This window comes from Sphingobium sp. B11D3A (genome assembly GCF_025961695.1).
Taxonomy (GTDB): Bacteria; Pseudomonadota; Alphaproteobacteria; order Sphingomonadales; family Sphingomonadaceae; genus Sphingobium.
In genome coordinates, this window is the sequence record NZ_JAOQOE010000001.1 from 489,743 (window position 1) to 506,716 (window position 16,974).

Here is a 16,974-nt window from a genome sequence, read left to right on the forward strand (position 1 = left end):
GCTCATTTAAGTCCTAGCTTTCAGAACGAAAGAAGGCACCGGAAAGATTGATACTCACCGGAAAGAGAGTGTGAATGACAACTCAAGCAAAGCGCCCAAGTGTGCCAGCTAGCCCGGATCGCTACGACCAGATCGATCCCCGCGTGGAAGCGCTGGTCAATGACCTTATCGGCCAGGTCGCGGACAAATGGACCATGCTGCTGATTGAAGTGCTGCACGATCATGGCGAACAGCGCTTCACACGGATCTTCGAAAAAATGCCCGGCATCAGCCAGAAGATGCTTACGCAGACCCTGCGGCAGATGGAGCGCAACGGTCTGGTCCACCGCACGGTGCATCCGGTCGTGCCGCCCCATGTGGATTACCGGCTGTCGGAGCTGGGGGCCAGTCTGGGCGAAGCATTTTGTGGCGTGTGGACCTGGGCGGAAGATCATCTGCAGGCCATCGACGCCGCTCGCCTGAGATTTGATGAGGCACGCACTCGTTAAGTGAGCCGGGCAGGGCGACCGCTAACTCGCCGCATTCTGTTTTCACGAACGAAGCGGCAACGAATCACGCATTCAAGTTGGGGTCTTAGCCGGCCTCCGCCTCCATCGCGGCGTGAGATCGCCTTCTCCGTGCTTCAAAGATGCACAACCAGACATGTTCCTGCGCTCTTGAACAAGCGCGCTGATGCATAAGTCCCACGCCGGGACCAAAAGTTCGGCCGTCGCGCCGCCGCCGTCTCCTTTAAGTTGATCCTGTCCGGAATTCCTGCCTATATCAACGAGCCTAAAAAACGGCTCCTGTATGCTCTGCGAGAGGTCGCAAAGACCCGCGCAATGTGAGGCTGCATCGAGCCGCACAGGTGAGGAGAAGATGTGATGAACAGGAAGTCCAGAATCCGCCCATTGCTGTGCGCCGGTTCGGTTATGGTGATGGCCATCGCGGCGACGACGCCCGCTATCGCGCAGCAAGATGCCGCCCCGCAGGCCGACAGCACCCCCGATATCATTGTTACTGCACAATTTCGGTCTCAGCGCCTGCAGGATACGCCACTGGCGATCACAGCGGTGGATGCGGCGCTACTTGAAGCGCGCAATCAGGATGACATCGCCGCGGTCGCCCGGCAGGCGCCTAGCGTGACCCTCACCCCCATGGGTGGCGCGTTTGGCGATTCCATGGGCGCCTCCATCCGCGGCATCGGGCAGTTCGATTTCAACCCGGCCTATGAGCCGGGCGTGGGGCTTTATGTTGATGATGTCTATTATCCCACCCTTACCGGTGCCAATTTCGACCTGCTCGATCTGGAGCGCGTGGAAGTGCTGCGCGGGCCGCAGGGAACGCTCACGGGTCGCAATTCGATTGGCGGCGCGATCAAACTGTTCTCGAAGAAACCGGAAGCCGATCCGAGCGGTTTTGCCGAAGTGAGCTACGGCTCGCGCAACCGCGTGGAAGTACGGGCCGGGGCGAATTTCCCGATTACGGATATGCTCTTCGCCCGCGTTTCCGGCGTCCATAAGAGCCAGCGCGGTTATGTCCAGCAGATCGATTATGGCTGCGCCAATCCCGGCAATCCCGAGGGCATCCTGCCGGCCGTGCCGACCAACACCGACTGCGTGGTCGAGGATCTGGGCGGCATTAACTATTCCGGCGTGCGCGGCGCGTTGCGTTATGCAGGCGAGAAGCTCGATATCCAGATTATCGGCGACTATCAGTATTCCGATCGCCCCAGCGCTGCCGAAGTGCCGATCGTGGCGCAGGGCGACGCCTCGAACTTCCTGTGCGGGCCCTGGTGCACCTATGCAAGCTGGGGGCTGCCGGCGGGCGGTCAAGCCGGCAACTGGAATACGGGCAATCGGAACAAGTTCCGTGGCTGGGGCGTGTCCGGCCATATCGATTGGGATGTGACCGACAATCTTCAGGTCCAGTCGATCACGGCCTATCGCTCCTACAATAACCGCTGGGGCACGGACGATGATTTCACGCCGACGCTGACGCGGGCCGCTGGCGGCTTCAACGATCTCGATTTCTGGTTCGTGAGCCAGGAGCTGCGCGTCAACGCCAAGCTTGGCGACATGGCCGATCTGACCGTTGGCGGCTATTACTCCGACCAGCGCAGCACCTACTTCACCATTCAGGATATCCGCTACATCATCCCCGGCGTGCCGCTCCAGTTCCTCGGCAACGATCCGATCAATGCGGACAGCAAGGCCGTGTTCGGCACCGCGATCGTTCGCCCGGTTGATGGCATGACGATCACGGGCGGTATCCGCTACACTGAGGAGCACAAGGACTATACGTTCATCCGGCGGAACCTTGACAATACCGCGCCGCTCTTCCCCGATCCGTTCGGTCTCTCGGCTCTCAATAACCTGAAGGCCGTGTATGACGGGAGCCGCGTCGACTGGCGCCTGTCCGTGGATTACCGCTTCTCGCCGGAAGTGTTGCTCTATGGAACCGTGGGCACGGGCTTCAAGGGTGGCGGCGTCACCGCGCGCCCGTTCCTGCCGACGCACGCGACCCAAGGCACGTTCGGGCCGGAGACCGTCACAGCCTACGAAATCGGCCTGAAGACGGACTTACTCGACCGTCGTCTGCGCGTAAACCTCGCGGGCTTCTACAACGACTATAAGGCGATCCAGCTGCCGCTTTCCGACTGTTCGGCTTATGGCGGCGGGCCCTGCGCAGTCATCGCCAATGCCGGCGACGGCAAGATGTGGGGCTTTGAAGCCGAGGTTTCGGCAACCCCGGTCGACAATCTGATGATCGACGCGTCGCTGAGCCTCATCGGCTCGGAGTACAAGTCGATCTCGCCCGCCGTCGGCAGCACGATCACCGCCGGCAGCCCCATCGTTTCGCCCGAAACACAGTGGAGCGCAGGCATTCAGTATGAGATCGACATGGGCGGGGCAGGCTCGATTACGCCGCGGCTGGACGTTGCCTATCGCGGCCGGCAGTTGGCCAGCAGAACGCTGAATGCGGTCAATCCGGACTTCGAATATTTTCCCTCCTACGTCCTTGGCAGCACCCGGCTGACCTGGCGTAATCGGGATCGCGACCTCGCCGTGTCGTTCGAAGTCACCAATCTCTTCGACGAATATTACTACACGTCGCGGTTTGACGCGGTCTACGGCTTCGCGGGCACGGCCTATGCCAATGTCGGCGCGCCGCGCGAATGGCGCGTGTCGATCAAGAAGGATTTCTGAGGCCCTAGGGCGAGATAAACTTGAGGAGGGCGGCCGCGTGGTCGCCCTCATTTCCTTTGACCGCCCCATGATCCCACAATAGCAATAGTCGAAAGAGCGAGAGGCCGCACAGGCCCGCAAGGAGAGGTGAGCGCATGAAGCTAGTTTTGCCGCCCGGAATGTCACCGCAACGCTTCGATGCCGCCGTCAAGGCGTTGCAGGCTGCGGTCGGTGCGGGCTGGGTGATGACCAGCGATGAAGATCGCGACGCCTATGCGGATATTTACGCGCCGGGGCCCGAGACGCTCTGGACCGCATCGGGCGCGGTAGCCCCGAGCACGGTCGAGGAAGTGCAGGCGGTCGTGCGCATCGCCAATGAGCACAAGCTCCCCCTGTGGACTGTCGCGCGCGGCAAGAACCTTGGTTATGGCACGGCAGCGCCGCGGATGCCGGGCTGTATGGTGCTGGATCTCGGGCGAATGAACCGCATTCTCGAGGTCGATCCGGAGCTGGGCTATTGCGTCATCGAGCCGGGCGTCGGCTTCATCGATCTCTATGAGCATATCCAGCGCGAGAAGCTGCCGCTGATGATGTCCGTTCCCGGCAATGGCTGGGGCTCGGTGCTTGGCAACGCGCTTGATCATGGCATCGGCTACACGCCTTATGGCGTCCACGCGAGCAACCTGTGCGGTATGGAAGTCGTGCTCGCCAGTGGCGATGTGGTGCGCACGGGCCTTGGCGCGATGGAGAACAACAAGGCCGCGCATCTTTTCCCGTTTAGCTACGGCCCGAGCTGGGACCAGATGTTCACCCAGTCCAATCTGGGGGTCGTGACCAAGGCCGGCATGTGGCTGATGCCCGAGCCGGAAACCTCCGTAGAGCTGAACCTTGAAATCCCGCAGGCGGAAGACATCGGCTGGGTGATCGATACGCTCACGCCCCTGCGGCTGAACCGGATCATCGATCAGTCGATCTTCATTCCGAGTTGGCTCGGCAAGATGACGATCCTGGGGCAACGCAAGGACTTCTGGGACAAGCCCGGCGCCATTCCTGACTGGCGCGTGCAGGAGCTGCTCAAGGAGCACAAGCTGAGCTACTGGAACATGCAGTTGCGCCTCTATGGCGAGGAATCGGTGACGAAGGCCAAGGCGGCTGTCGTGAAGGCGGCTTTCGCGCCGCACCTAAAGACGCCGATCGGCGAGCGCTGGTGGCGCAAGGGCGATCCGACCAATGTGATGGACCTGACGCTCGGCGTACCTTCGGCCGTTCCGCTGCAGATGGGCGATTGGGTCGGCGGGCGCAGTGCCCATATGGGCTTCTCGCCGGTTGTCCCGGCCACCGGCAAGCATGTGCTCGACCAGATGCGCCGCAGCCGCAAGATCATCAACGATCATGATGTGGATTTCTACGCCAGCTTCACCATTGGCGGGCGGTTCTGCAACAATGTGAACATGCTCATGTACGACCGCGACAACGACAAGCAGGTCGAGACGATCAAGACGCTGTTCAACGCCCTGATCGCCGACGCTGCCGCCCATGGCTATGCCGAATATCGCACCCATCTCGGCTGGATGGACGCGATCTCCGATACCTTCGGGTTCAACAACCACGCCATGCGGCGGATGACCGAGCAGGTGAAAAACACGCTCGACCCGAACGGCATTCTCTCCCCCGGCAAGAACGGCATCTGGCCCAGCGCCTATGCCGACCAGCGTGGAAAGGCACTGGCATGAGGATAGGGCAGGTAACGAGCCTCATGACGCTGATGGCGGTCGGCGTGCTGATGACGACCTATGATCTGGGGACAAGGGATGCGCGGGCTGCCCAGCCCGGCGGTGCTCCGGCAGGCGGCCCGCCGCCACCCTCCGCTTACGGCATGCGGGCGCAGATGGCGCCAGGGGACCGGCAGCATAATGCCAATAGCGGTGAAGCCCTGTTCTCCAATCGGTGCGGCGCCTGCCATTTCGATTGGGGGATGGGCACAAATCTGATCACCAAGCAGCAGGTGATGATGGGCAACCCGCCCGCCATGGGCCTGATCGCCAACCGGGACGATCTGACCGCCGATTATGTGAAGGCGGTTGTGCGCATGGGCAAGGGCGCGATGCCCCGCCAGACGCGCGTGGACATCACCGATTCCGAGCTGGAAGCCGTGGCGGCCTATCTGGGGAAGGGCAAATGAGCGGCGTCTCGCGGCGGCAATTGCTGGGCGGCGCGGCGGTGGCAGGGGCTGTCGGCTTATTCGGCGCCCGGGCCGTCGCTGGCCCGGAGAAGGCAGCCCGCATTGTCGTCTATGACAGCCGCAGAGCCGCAAGTCGGTCTTTCGCCGGGCAGTTCTTCGGCGTGCAGCAGATCGATCTTGCCGGAGAGCATAGCCGTAACTGGGCCGGCGTCCGCGCGATCCGTCGCAGCGGTGCGATGTCTGGTCCGGTAGCGGGTCTGACCGGCTGGAATGACTATGTCGCCGCCCGGACCTGGCTTGAGGATCGCGGGCTGCGTCTGCGCTCTGAACGGCGCGACGCGACCCATGAACTCATCGCCTGGACGATGGCCTGAAATTGATCGAGAGGAGAGGGCAGCGGCCCGCGTTACGATGAGCAGCAGCAACGACGTCACTTTGTACCATTGGGAGCCCAACGCCAATTCGGGCAAACCCATGCTCACCCTCATCGAGAAAGGTGTGGCGTTCAATAGCCATTATCTCGACCTGCTCTCGTTCGATCAGCACAAGCCGGACTATCTGGCGATCAACCCGATGGGGACGATCCCGGCGATGACCCATGGCGGCCGGCTGCTCAATGAATCGACAGCCATGATGGAATATGTGGAGGAGGCCTTTCCCGGCCCCTCGATGATGCCTGAAGACCCGGTCGATCGCTGGCGTGTGCGCTGGTGGATGAAATATCTCGACCAGTGGCTTTGCCCGTCGTTCAGCATGATCGGCTGGAGCATCTTCATCGGCCCGCAAGTCCGGGCGCGCGACCCGGAAGAACTCAAGGCAGCGATCGACCGCATTCCCTTGCCGGAGCGCCGCACTGCCTGGCGCAAGGCGATCTACGGCTTGTTCAGCGAGGCGGAACTGGCAGAGTCGACGCGGCGGGTGAAGCTGGGCATCACCAAGCTGGAGGAGGCGCTGGGGCAGCGCGAGCATCTCGGCTCGGATCAATACTCGCTGGCGGATATCAATTGCTTCAATTCGGCTTACGGGCTCCCCTCCATGCAGCCCGATGACGTGAACGACGCAAAAACCCCCAACATCATGCGCTGGCTGCGCGCCATTGCGCGGCGCCCTGCGGTGCGGGAGACCTGGGCCTATAGCCGCGTGCCCCGTTTTGCCGAGCGCATCATTCCCTTGATCGAGGAGGCAGCGTGATGGCGATGACCCTGTATCATGGCGAGCCGACCGGCCCCTCGCTCACGGTGCTCGCCGCGCTGTTCGAGAGCGGTCTGAACGCGGAGCTTCGCCCTATCGACCTCGGCATGGCCGAGCGCCATGGCGGGACTGTGCCGCGCGCTTTCGAGGTGGATTACAGCGTCGAAGGGGAAGGTCCCGTGCTCGTCGTCGACGGGCACGCGCTGTGCGATAGCGTGTTCATCGCCTGCTATCTGGATGACGCCGCGCCCGGTTGTGGCCTGCGCCCCACTGATCCCTATGCCCGGTGGGAAATGATGGCCTGGTGTCGCTGGATGATCGAGCGCGTCGCGCCCGGCGCGGCGGCCCTGGCCAACTTGGCGTGGACGACACCGCGCTTGGCTGCGCTCGATGACGCGCGCTTCGATGCGCTGATCGCCCCCATTGCCTCGCAGGATCTGGCCGAGCGTTGGCGCGAGACGCGCAGCGGCCAGCTCTCGGCCGAGCATCGTGCTGCCAGCGAGGCGCGGGTCCGGGAGGCCACGCAGAAGATCGAGGGTCGCCTTGAGGCGCGCGACTGGCTCATGGGCAGCTTCTCCATCGCCGATCTGGAAAGCTACGCCTGGGTGGCGCCGATGCGTGATCTGCTTTCCGATGCCTTCACCGACAAGCCGCGCCTTGCGGCGTGGCTTGCGCGCGTAGAGGCGCGGCCCAGCGTGCAGCGGGCGCTCGCGCAGGCACGCAGCCCGCAGCCGGCTCACGCCTTTGCGCCCGGCCCGGAAATCAATCGCTGGGGCTAGGGCGGAACGTCCACCGCGCTCTCTCGTTGGATGATCGGCGGCGCCTGTCGCGCCGCTGTATCATCGGAGAGGAGCAGCATGAGCACCCAAGCTCGCGACCTGACCAGCTTGCTGACCGTCTGTCTGGAAGACCTGTATGCGGGACGGGTTCTCGCCGCCGAGGCTTTGCCCTCAATCGCTGCTGCCGTCGGCCTGCCGGTTTCCCAGCTTGTCGATGCCTTGGCGCGCAGCTGGGGGGATCAGGCGCGTGCGATCAACGCGCTCGAGCCGATCGACGATCCCGCTGAGAACCTCTGGATGGGCGGCATCGTCAAGGATGCCCACCGCGATACCGAGACGATCCCGCAGGGGGCGTTACGCGACATCGCCATTATTGGCGCCGTGCGAAAAGCCGTGGCGGCCGATGCCGTCTCCCTGGAGACCGCCATCGCCGTTGCGAACAGGCTATCCCATGATCGTGCGCAGGAGGCTCTGACCGCGATGCGCACGCATGCCCACGCTAGCGATGAGCAATTCCGCACGCTGCTGCTCGATGTGACGCGAGCCGCCGGCTGACCGTTCCTTTCATCTGACCAGCTAGCAGAGGCTAAAGACGCCGATGGCGCGGGCCTAGGCGGGAGGCGATTTGCCGGTCTTGCCATCGATGAGCACCGCCTGCTGCCATCGCCCGGGGGCCTTGTCCGTCCGGTGAATGCACCCGGCCCAACAGCAGGGCCGCTTCTTGCCCTCGCGCAGTTCCTCGCAGGTTCGCTGGATCCGTCTTTCGCGGGTCTTCGCCTGTTTAGCGTCCTCCACCCAGCAGATGAATTCGTTCCGGCCGAGCGGAGTCAGCTTCTCCCAGAGAGCGAGCAGGTCGGCATCTGCGGTCAGCGCGTGCCGAAGATCGTCTGCGGCCCGATGGACGGTGCCATGCGGAAATGCGTCTGCCGTCTTGCCTACCAAATTACCCATGGACGCATGGTGCCCGCGATGACCGGACAATTCAATGGGAAGGACGGGAAGCGCTGGCTGCGTGGGGCGGACGCGCATTTGCGCTAGCCCGGCGCGACCTCGCAATGCGTAGTTTGACGTATTCCCTCCGAGCCCCTCGCAGCGCTCAATCATGGCACTTTCCGGCCGGTTTCGGAGTGCCTTATGACCCAGACTTCCCCCTCACGCCGCCAGTTTCTCGCTGCCGTCGGCAATCTGGCCAGCGCGGCCTGGGTGACCTTGAACTGGCCACAGATCGCATCCGCCGCAGAGCATGTCGGGCATGGTCATGGCAGCGCAGGAGCGGGCGAGGGGCATACGAGCTTTACGACGCTGAGCCCTGCGGAAGCGGCCAATGTTGATGCGATCGCCAACCAGATCGTGCCGGGCGGCGCCATGCCGGGCGCGCGCGATGCGCATATCGTCTACTTCATCGACAATGCGATGGGCAGTTTCTTTGCTGAGCAATGGCCGTCCTTCAAGGCCGGTCTGACCGAGTTCAACGCTGGCTATGCCGCGAAATATGGAACGCAGGCGCCGTTCTCTGCCGCGCCGGACGCCCAGCAGATCGCCTGGCTCAAAGAGGTTGATAAGACGCCCTTCTTCCTGGCGGTGCGGCGGCTCACGGTCCTGGGCCTCATCGCCATGCCCAAATATGGCGGCAATTTCGAGGGGGTTGGTACCAAGCTGATCGGCGTGATCGACAGCCATTATTGGGAGCCGCCCTTCGGCTATTACGACAAGGATTATCCGGGGTTCGAGCCTTATCCCGGCACCAAGCCCTACATGGCCTGACGGAGGCGCCCCATGGATCGCAAGACATACAAGACCAGCGAAACAGTCGATTTCATCGTTGTCGGCTCGGGCGCTTCGGGCGGCATCATGGCGCGGGAACTGGCGCGCGCCGGCAACAGCGTCGTGGTGATGGAGCAGGGGCCGCGCCTGGAAGCCTATGAGTTCGAGCATGACGAGCTGAAATATCGGCACATGTCCGGCATCACCAACAGCCCGACAGCCAATCCGCAAACCTTCCGCAGCGACCCGAGCAAGCCGGCGCAGCGCATGGATCGTAATGCGCTGACCTATGCGCGCGTGGTCGGCGGCAGCAGCGCGCATTTCAACGCCAATTTCTGGCGACTGCACGAGATCGATTTTATCGAAGGCAGCCGGTGGGGCTCCATTCCCGGCGCCGATCTGGTCGACTGGCCGATCACCTATGCCGAACTCGAACCTTATTATACGATGGTGGAATGGGAGGTCGGCGTGTCCGGCCTCGCGGGAGCTAGCCCGTTCGATCCACCGCGCAGCAAGCCTTATCCCATGCCGCCGCTGCCGGTGAAATCCTCCGGCGTGCTGTTCGAGCGCGGGGCGCGCAAGCTCGGCCTGCATCCGTTCCCGGCGCCGCTGGCGATCAATTCCGTGATCTACAAGGATCGGCCGCCTTGCGCGCAATGCGGTCTGTGCGGCGGCTTTGGCTGCGAGGTGATGGCCAAGTCCTCGTCGGTCTGGACGGTGATCCCCGAGGCCGAGGCGACAGGCAATTGCGAGATCCGCTCGGAGAGCTACGTGTTCCGCATCGGCATGAACGATGCCGGGCGCGCCACCGGCGTCCATTATTTCGACAAGGATCGCAAGGAGCAGTTCCAGAATGCCCGCGCCGTGGTCGTGTGCGCCAATGGTGCGGAGACGCCGCGGCTGCTGCTCAACTCCGCGACCAATGCCTTCCCGGATGGGCTGGCCAATTCCAGCGGCAAGGTCGGTCGCTATCTGATGTGCAACAAGGGCGGCGGGGCGATGGCCCGGTTCGAGCAGCCGCTCAACGAATATAAGGGTGCGAACGTCACCCGCATCTTGCACGATTTCTATGACGCCGACGAGAAGCGCGGTTTCTACGGTGGCGGCGGGTTCGACGCGCGCTCGGGCGGCCCTCTCACCTGGGGGCAGAGCGTCCCCAAGGGCACGCCGACATGGGGGCCGGGATTCAAGGAATATCTCGAATCCTACACCTATTGGATGAATTGCTCGGGCCACGGCACGTCGCTGGCGCAGGAGACCAACCGCGTCGACATCGATCCCGAACTCAAGGACGAGTGGGGCATTCCGGCGATCCGGGTGACGTACAAGGATCACCCTGACGACACCAAGCATGCGAACTGGCAGGCCGATCGGGCGGTGGAGATCATGGATGCCGCCGGCGCGACGCAGGTCGTCCGCAGTGAAGTGGGCGAAGGGCGCGGCGGCGTCCACCTGCTCGGCACCTGCCGCATGGGGAACAACCCGGAGACGTCGGTCATCGACAAATATCACCGGACCCATGACGTGCGGAACCTGTTCCTGTGCGATGGGTCGAGCATGGTGACGTCCGGGCGCGGTCAGCCCACGCAGACGATCGAGGCCCTGGCCTTCCGCGCGGCTGAACATATCGCCCGGTTCGCGCGGACCAATCAGATCTGATCGCAGCCACAGGGGCCGTCTGACACCAATCAGACGGCCCTGAGTTGACCTATTAGATGCGTTCGCCCGGCATGAATGGCGGCGATTACGGTTATCGCCAGCCTCCCGCAATCACCCCATCGACTCTCATCATGACTTTGTCCTAAACCTGTCGTCGAGATCGATGATTTGGGTCATGCGCGTTCCTTCGCCGCCAAGAAGCGTCGGAGCGCTCTGGGCAGATGATATGCCCGGCACGCTGAGCCGGGTTCACAGAGGAGCTGGATGAATGAACCAGATGAGCAACGTGAAGCTCGAGCAATTCCCCTATTCGGAAGCGGCCAAGAAGGCGCTCGCCCGCAAGCCGCAGCTGTTCATTGACGGGCAGTGGGTGGATTCCACCGGCGGTGAGACGCTGGGCGTGATCGATCCCAGCTCCGGCAAGGAAATCAGCCGCTTTGTCGATGCGAGCGATGCCGACGTCGATCGGGCCGTGGCAGCCGCCCGCCGCGCGTTCGACGATGGCCGCTGGTCCGACCTGCCGCCCATCGTCCGCGAGACGATGATGCGCAAGCTCGCCGATATTCTCGGCGCCCATGCGGATGAACTGGCCGAGCTGGAAGCCATCGACAATGGCAAGCCCAAGGGCATGGCCGGTGCCATCGACGTGCCCGGTGCCATCGGCATGATGCATTATATGGCGGGCTGGGCAACCAAGCTGGGTGGCGAGATGATCGAGCCCATGTCCGCGCCGCGCGGTGCCTTCCACAGCTATGTCCGCCGTGAGCCGATCGGCGTCGCTGCGCAGATCGTGCCGTGGAACTTCCCGCTGCTGATGGCGGTGCTGAAGATCAGCCCGGCCCTGGCCGCCGGTTGCACGGTGGTGCTCAAGCCGGCCGAGCAGACCTCGCTTACCGCGCTGCGCCTTGCGGACTTCATCGCCGAGGCCGGCATCCCGGCCGGCGTGGTGAACATCATCACCGGTAATGGCCACACCGCCGGCGACCGCCTCGTGCGGCACCCCGATGTCGACAAGGTCGCGTTCACCGGGTCGACGGAAGTCGGCAAGATCATCAACCGCACCGCGACCGACAGCCTCAAGCGCGTGACGCTGGAACTGGGCGGCAAGTCCCCGGTCATCGTGCTGCCCGATGTCGACCCCAAGGTGGTCGGCCCCGGCACGGCGCAGGCGATCTTCTTCAATTCCGGCCAGGTCTGCGTCGCCGGCTCGCGGCTGTACGCGCACAAGAGCGTGTTCGACAGCGTGCTGGAGAGTTTCGTCGAAGCCTCCGCATTCTGGCAGCCGCGCGCCAGCCTCGACCCCGATGCGCATATGGGGCCGCTGGTCAGCGACGAGCAGATGCAGCGGGTGATGGGCTATATCGAGGACGGCAAGAAGGCGGGCGCGTCGGTGGCCGTCGGTGGTGACACGCCGGCCAGCGAGGGCGGCTATTACGTCAATCCGACCGTGCTCGTGGATGTAAAGCCCGACATGCGGGTGGTGCGCGAGGAGATCTTCGGCCCGGTCGTGGTGGCCCAACGCTTCGACGATCTGGACGAAGTCGCGCGGCAGGCCAACGATACGAGCTTTGGCCTTGCGGCGGGCATCTGGACCAAGGATCTCTCGGCCATGCACAAGCTGGCCGCGAAGCTGAAGGCCGGTACGATCTGGGGCAATTGCCACTCGATGATCGATCCCGCGCTGCCGTTCGGCGGCTTCAAGGAGAGCGGCCTTGGTCGCGAGCAGGGTCGGCAGGGCGTCGAGGCCTATACCGAGCTGAAATCGGTGATCATCGCCCTTTGATCCACAAATGAGCGCCCCCTCCTCAGCCGGGGAGGGGGCGAGATCGGTCGAGGGATATGGCGGACCCGGACGATATCCGGAACTTTCTGCGCGTGGATACGCGGATCACCACATCCGGCCGCCTTCAACCGGGCGATCCGGCGCGCCTCGCCACGATCGGCGTGGGCCATGTCATCAATCTGGCGCTGGGCAGTCACCCGGATGCGTTGCCGAATGCGGCTGCAGAGATTGCCGAGGCAGGGCTGCGTTACACGCATATCCCCATCCCGTTCGAGGCGCCGACCGAGGCGCATTATCGGGCCTTCGTCGCAGCGCTGGAAGCCGATGACGCGCCGGTGCACATCCACTGCATCATGAACTGGCGGGTCTCGGCGTTCGTGTATCGCTACCGCCGGGATGCGCTCGGCATCGCCGAGGAACAAGCGCGGGCACTGATGACGCAGATATGGGATCCTGCCGACATGGCGACGTCCGGGAGCAGCCCGGACCTTGGGCCGTGGATCGAGATCATCGCGCCGCGCTAGACGGTGCGCAGGGAGAGGAGAGAGGCCATGACAGACTTTGCGGGGCGGCATGTGATCGTCACGGGCGCATCCAGCGGTATAGGACTGGCGACGGCGCGGATGCTCGCCGCCCGTGGCGCGAGGGTCTCCATGCTCGCGCGGCGCAAGGACGCGCTCGCCGATCAGGCACGGGCCATTGGCGATCATGCCGCTGCCTTTGCCGCCGATGTTGGTGACAAAGCCGCGCTCGAAGGCGCGCTGGCGGACGCCGTGGCGCATTTCGGGCCGGCTTATGGGTTGTTCGCCAATGCCGGGCTCGCGGGCAACTTCGCGCCGGCGCTGGCCTATTCGCCCGAGCTGTTCGACGAGGTGATCCGTGTCAACCTCACCAGCGTCTTCTGGGCGATCCAGGCGCTCGCGCCGGGAATGGTGGAAGCGGGCGAGGGCAGCATCCTCGTCACCGGATCGATGGCCAGCAAGCGCGGCATGGCGATGAACCCGGCCTATGTCGCATCCAAACATGGCGTGCTTGGGCTCTCGCGCGCCATCGCCGTCGAACTGGCGCCGCGGGGTGTGCGGTGCAACTGCATCGTCCCCGGCTTCATCGAAACGCCGGCCTTTGACCTGATCCCGCCCGAGCAAGCCGCGCGCATCAATCAGCGCGTGCCCCAGCGCCGGATGGGCAGCGCCGATGAACTGGCGGAGGTCGCCTGCTTCCTCCTTTCACCGGCTGCCAGTCATGTGACGGCGCAGAACTGGGCAGTCGATGGCGGCGTGCTCGATACGCTCGAAGTTTAAGGAACCCTCAGGATGACGCTCAAATATTACCACGCCGAGCCACTGGCCAATTCCCTCAAGTCGATGATCCCCTTGAAGGAGAAGGGGCTGGCTTATGAGTCGATCTACGTCGATCTCCACAAGTTCGAGCAGCATTCGGACTGGTTCAAGGCGATCAACCCGGAAGGGCAGGTGCCGGTGCTGGTCCATAATGGCGCCGTGATCACCCACACGACCGTCATCAACGAGTATCTGGAAGACGTCTTTCCCGAAGTCCCGCTGATGCCCTACGATCCGCTCGGCAAGACCAAGGTGCGCTACTGGAACAAGTTTGTGGACGAGCATGTCATGAACTATGTCTCCATGCATGGCTGGCACCGGCTCGTCGGCGTGATCGCGCGCAACATCGAGAATGGCGAGTTCGAGAAGCTGCTCGAGCATATTCCGCTCCCCGATCAGCGCAAGAAATGGGCGACCGCGCGCTCTGGCTTTTCCGAGACGGACCTCGCCAACGCGAGCGATAAGATCATCTATGCACTGCGCAAGATCGAGGCCCAGCTTGGTAAGACGCCCTGGCTGGCCGGCGAGATGTACACGACGGCGGACATCAATTTCTTCAGCCATTGCGGCGCGATGGTAGAGCGGATGTTCCCGGAGCTGGATGTTACGACCAACTATCCGCGGATCGTCGATTGGCGCGAGCGGGTGAAGGCGCGCCCGGCCGTCGCCGAGGCGCTGGCCAGCGAAGACCGCACCGCGCCGGGCCTGCGGACATGGTCTGGCGACCGCTAGGCGCTGTAGCCGGCGACACAGTGAATTGAGATGAGTGAAGGAGTTTGACTATGCGTGCATGGCAACTGGCGGCGGGGGCCACCTCGATCGACGATCTTCATCTGGTCGAGCGCGATCAGCCCGCGCCCGGCCCCGGCCAGGTGGCGATCCGGGTTCATGCCTGTTCGCTCAACTATCGCGATCAGGCGGTGGTGCTCGGGCGCTATCTCGGCGGTCCGGTGCCCAACCCCACCATTCCCTTGTCTGATGGGGCGGGCGAAGTCATTGCCGTGGGTGCGGGCGTGACGCAGTTCAAGCCTGGCGACCGGGTAGCCGGCACCTTCTTCCAGAGCTGGGACGATGGCCCGCCCAATCCGGCGGCTGGCCTCGCGCTCGGCGCGGCCGGCGCTGACGGGATGCTCGCCGAAGTGGTCGTTCTGCCGGAGCAGGGCGTGGTTCCCGTTGCCAAGTCGCTCAGCTACGCCGAGGCTGCCTGCCTGCCCTGCGCCGGTGTGACGGCCTGGAACGCCCTGTTTGAAGGTCCACGGCCGGTCAAACCCGGCGAGCGTGTGTTGCTGCTGGGCACCGGCGGGGTTTCGATCCTCGCCTTGCAACTCGCCAAGGCAGCGGGCTGCGAGGTCATCATTACCTCCTCCAGCGACGCCAAGCTGCAGCGCGCTAAGGCGCTGGGTGCCGATCATCTCATCAACTATAGCGAGATCGAGGACTGGGGTCAGCATGTCTCCACCACGATGGGCGGCGTCGACAAGGTGGTGGAGGTGGGCGGTGCTGGCACGGTGCAGCAAAGCATGGCCGCACTGCGCCACAATGGTGAGGTTGCGCTCATCGGCGTGCTCAATCCCATTGGCGGGCCTAACCCGTCGGGCCTGATGTTCGTCGGCGGCACGCTGCGGGGCATTTTCGTCGGCTCGCGCGGCATGGCACGGCGACTGGCTGCGGCAATTGACGTCAACGGGATTAAGCCGGTCATCGGCGCCCGTTATGCGTTCGAGGATGCCAAGGCGGCCTTTGCGCATGGCAGCGGTTCGGAACATTTCAGCAAGGTGGTGATCGACGTTCGTTGAGATCGCGTGGCGCGCTTCATGTTCATACCCGGGGCCTGGCATAGCGGGTCGTGCTTCGAGCGTCTGCGCGCGCCGCTGGAGCGGGCCGGACACAGCATGCTTGCGCCCGACTTGCCGGGTGCCGGTGGCGATGCGCGCGCCATGGCGCAGGTCTCGTTGGAGGGCTGGGCGCAGTTTATCATCGGGGAGGCCCGCCGCCAGGCTGAGCCGGTGATCCTGTGCGCCCATAGCCGCGGCGGCGTCATCGCCAGCCAGGCCGCCGAGCTGGCGCCGGAGGCGTTCGCGGCGCTGGTCTATATCAGCGGCGCGCTCATCCCCGATGGGCAAAGCCTGTATGACGTGATCGGGCGCTCGATGGAGACGGGCCGTTTCGGCGCCGCGCTCAGCCCCGTCCATGCAGGCCTTGGCTTGCGGTTCGATCCATCGGCAGCGGCGGAATTCTTCTACCAGCTGTGCAGTCCTGAGGACCAGCGGCAGTCGGTCGTGCAGCTCATTGACGAACCGGTGAGGCCATTCGGGACCGCGCTGCGCCTCACTGCGGCTCGCTTTGGCCGCGTACCGCGCCATTACATCGAATGCGCTCAGGACCGAACCTTTTCATTGGACGTGCAACGCGCGATGCAGGCGGTGCTGCCTTCCCGCAGCGTGACCACGCTCCAGAGCGACCACAGCCCGTTCATTTCCATGCCGGAAACCCTCGCGGGTGCTTTGGCGACCATCGCAGAACAAGAATGAAGAGGAGAGACGGATGACCAAGAAATTTGGCTTCGGCGGCGACATCGGCACCATCTGCCAGATGGCCTATGTGGTCCGCGACATCCATCAGGCGATCGACTGGTGGATCGAGCGCACGGGCGTCGGGCCCTGGTTCGTCCTGCCGAGCTTCGGGGGGCCGGATCATGTCTATCGCGGCGAGACCTGCAAGAGCAGCAGCGCCATTGCGATGAGCTTTGCCGGCTCGACCAATATCGAGCTGATCCAGCCTTTGGACGACCATCCATCGGTCTACAAGGAGACCATCGATCGCGTGGGCTATGGCTTCCATCACTTTGGCGTCGCGCGCGAGGACATCGAGGACGAGGTGGCGCGCCGGGTTGCCCGTGGGGAAACATTGGTCCAGCGGGCGCCCGTTCCGACCGGTGGCTCTGTCGCGTTCTTCGAGGGCGGGCCGGGCGCGCCGGGCTTTGTCGAGCTGATTCCTGCGACGGCTGGCATGGATGCAGGCTTCACCGCCTTCTGGGAGCAGACGCAGGATTGGGACGGCCGCGACCCCATCCGGCCCTTCCTGTGAGCCGGTTTAGGCCCCGTGCGGC

General features: G+C 63.9%; 18 protein-coding genes. 17 read left to right on the forward strand and 1 reads right to left on the reverse strand.

What is annotated here, in order from left to right; translation table 11 throughout:
* Positions 1-74 precede the first annotated feature (74 nt).
* From M2332_RS02355 to M2332_RS02390, 8 genes are all read left to right on the forward strand, one after another.
* Entirely contained in the window at positions 75-488 is a 414-nt protein-coding gene (locus M2332_RS02355; protein ID WP_264593045.1) for a winged helix-turn-helix transcriptional regulator, read from the forward strand.
* Positions 489-863: 375 nt separating this feature from the next.
* The gene (locus M2332_RS02360; RefSeq protein ID WP_264572820.1) at positions 864-3,188 is read left to right on the forward strand and encodes a TonB-dependent receptor; all 2,325 of its coding nucleotides are present in this window, start codon (positions 864-866) and stop codon (positions 3,186-3,188) included.
* A gap of 134 nt (positions 3,189-3,322) precedes the next feature.
* Positions 3,323-4,900, forward strand: a complete 1,578-nt coding sequence (locus M2332_RS02365; protein ID WP_264572821.1) for an FAD-binding oxidoreductase — start codon at positions 3,323-3,325, stop codon at positions 4,898-4,900.
* Positions 4,897-5,349, forward strand: a complete 453-nt coding sequence (locus tag M2332_RS02370) for a c-type cytochrome (protein ID WP_264570291.1) — start codon at positions 4,897-4,899, stop codon at positions 5,347-5,349. The genes M2332_RS02365 and M2332_RS02370 overlap by 4 nt, the downstream gene beginning before the upstream one ends.
* Positions 5,346-5,723 carry a twin-arginine translocation signal domain-containing protein gene (locus tag M2332_RS02375; protein WP_264572822.1) on the forward strand — a complete coding sequence of 126 codons (378 nt, stop codon included), beginning with the start codon at positions 5,346-5,348 and terminating at the stop codon, positions 5,721-5,723. The genes M2332_RS02370 and M2332_RS02375 overlap by 4 nt, the downstream gene beginning before the upstream one ends.
* 37 nt (positions 5,724-5,760) lie before the next feature.
* Positions 5,761-6,540: a glutathione S-transferase family protein gene (locus M2332_RS02380; RefSeq protein WP_264572823.1), complete on the forward strand. Its 780-nt coding sequence runs from the start codon at positions 5,761-5,763 to the stop codon at positions 6,538-6,540.
* Positions 6,540-7,319, forward strand: a complete 780-nt coding sequence (locus M2332_RS02385) for a glutathione S-transferase family protein (RefSeq protein WP_264572824.1) — start codon at positions 6,540-6,542, stop codon at positions 7,317-7,319. Before M2332_RS02380 ends, M2332_RS02385 begins: the two co-directional genes overlap by 1 nt.
* Positions 7,320-7,397: 78 nt before the next feature.
* The gene (locus tag M2332_RS02390) at positions 7,398-7,874 is read left to right on the forward strand and encodes a DUF892 family protein (RefSeq protein WP_264572825.1); all 477 of its coding nucleotides are present in this window, start codon (positions 7,398-7,400) and stop codon (positions 7,872-7,874) included.
* A gap of 54 nt (positions 7,875-7,928) precedes the next feature.
* On the opposite strand, the gene M2332_RS02395 is transcribed toward M2332_RS02390, so the two are convergent.
* Positions 7,929-8,270, reverse strand: coding sequence for a YdeI/OmpD-associated family protein (locus M2332_RS02395; RefSeq protein WP_264572826.1), 342 nt, complete (start codon positions 8,268-8,270; stop codon positions 7,929-7,931).
* A gap of 183 nt (positions 8,271-8,453) precedes the next feature.
* Here M2332_RS02395 and M2332_RS02400 point away from each other — a divergent pair, with 183 nt between their 5' ends.
* The 9 genes from M2332_RS02400 (at position 8,454) to M2332_RS02440 (ending at position 16,952) form a co-directional block, all read left to right on the forward strand.
* Positions 8,454-9,083 (forward strand): gluconate 2-dehydrogenase subunit 3 family protein, encoded by a 630-nt coding sequence (locus M2332_RS02400; RefSeq protein WP_264572827.1) that lies wholly within the window; start codon positions 8,454-8,456, stop codon positions 9,081-9,083.
* Positions 9,084-9,095: 12 nt separating this feature from the next.
* Positions 9,096-10,742, forward strand: coding sequence for a GMC family oxidoreductase (locus M2332_RS02405; protein ID WP_264572828.1), 1,647 nt, complete (start codon positions 9,096-9,098; stop codon positions 10,740-10,742).
* Positions 10,743-11,010: 268 nt separating this feature from the next.
* Positions 11,011-12,525, forward strand: a complete 1,515-nt coding sequence (locus M2332_RS02410; RefSeq protein WP_264572829.1) for an aldehyde dehydrogenase family protein — start codon at positions 11,011-11,013, stop codon at positions 12,523-12,525.
* A gap of 56 nt (positions 12,526-12,581) precedes the next feature.
* Positions 12,582-13,049, forward strand: a complete 468-nt coding sequence (locus tag M2332_RS02415; protein ID WP_264572830.1) for a protein tyrosine phosphatase family protein — start codon at positions 12,582-12,584, stop codon at positions 13,047-13,049.
* 27 nt (positions 13,050-13,076) lie between these two features.
* Entirely contained in the window at positions 13,077-13,826 is a 750-nt protein-coding gene (locus M2332_RS02420) for an SDR family NAD(P)-dependent oxidoreductase (protein ID WP_264572831.1), read from the forward strand.
* A 12-nt stretch (positions 13,827-13,838) separates the two neighbouring features.
* Entirely contained in the window at positions 13,839-14,597 is a 759-nt protein-coding gene (locus M2332_RS02425) for a glutathione S-transferase family protein (protein WP_264572832.1), read from the forward strand.
* A gap of 50 nt (positions 14,598-14,647) precedes the next feature.
* On the forward strand, positions 14,648-15,661 hold the full coding sequence (locus tag M2332_RS02430; protein WP_264572833.1) for a zinc-dependent alcohol dehydrogenase family protein: 1,014 nt from the start codon (positions 14,648-14,650) through the stop codon (positions 15,659-15,661).
* 18 nt (positions 15,662-15,679) lie between these two features.
* Positions 15,680-16,396 (forward strand): alpha/beta fold hydrolase, encoded by a 717-nt coding sequence (locus M2332_RS02435; protein ID WP_264572834.1) that lies wholly within the window; start codon positions 15,680-15,682, stop codon positions 16,394-16,396.
* Between the two features lie 13 nt (positions 16,397-16,409).
* The gene (locus M2332_RS02440) at positions 16,410-16,952 is read left to right on the forward strand and encodes a VOC family protein (protein ID WP_264572835.1); all 543 of its coding nucleotides are present in this window, start codon (positions 16,410-16,412) and stop codon (positions 16,950-16,952) included.
* Positions 16,953-16,974 lie beyond the last annotated feature (22 nt).